The organism is Alkalilimnicola sp. S0819, assembly GCF_009295635.1.
Classification (GTDB): Bacteria; Pseudomonadota; Gammaproteobacteria; order Nitrococcales; family WHIW01; genus S0819.
This window is the reverse complement of sequence record NZ_WHIW01000047.1, coordinates 1-583: the sequence shown is the minus strand read 5'-3', so window position 1 is coordinate 583 and position 583 is coordinate 1. Positions and strand designations below refer to the sequence as shown.

The following is a 583-nucleotide window of genomic DNA, read 5'->3' as shown; positions in this document are numbered from 1 at the left end:
CGCACCTTGCGGTGGCCAAACAGATTCTTGACCACATGAAACGGATGCTCCACTACCGCCCGGATACCAGCCTTCACCCGCTCCATGGCCTGGAGCGTGCGGCCCATAGCGGTGTTCGGGATGGCTTTGCGCTGCTTGCGTTTCATGGCTATACGCCAGTTCACGGTCCGCTCGCGGTTCTCTTCGCGCTTGCCCGCGCCCTGGTAGCCCGAGTCACCGAACACATCCGACTCTTCGCCGTGCAGCAATTGGTGGGTCTGCGTCACATCGGCCACATTCGCCGCCGTGCCCACCAGAGAATGCACCAGACCCGAATGAGCATCGGCGCCGATGTGCGCCTTCATGCCGAAGTAGTACTGGTTGCCTTTCTTGGTCTGGTGCATGTCCGGATCACGCGCTTTCTGCCGGTTCTTGGTCGACGGTGCCGCGGCGATGAGGGTCGCATCCACAATGGTGCCCTCGCGCAGCATCAGGCCCTGCTCGGCCAGGTGGCCGTTGATCGTCTCGAAGATCCGCCGCGTGAGCCCTTGGCGCTCCAGCAAGCGGCGAAACTTGAGCAAGGTGGTCGCATCCGGCGCCGATT

Annotated in this window: 1 protein-coding gene; it reads right to left on the bottom strand. The window is 62.8% G+C overall.

Annotation, left to right across the window (positions count from 1 at the left end; genetic code table 11):
* The coding region (locus GBG68_RS13925; RefSeq protein ID WP_152148393.1) for an IS5 family transposase at positions 1-583 on the bottom strand (583 nt) is incomplete at both ends.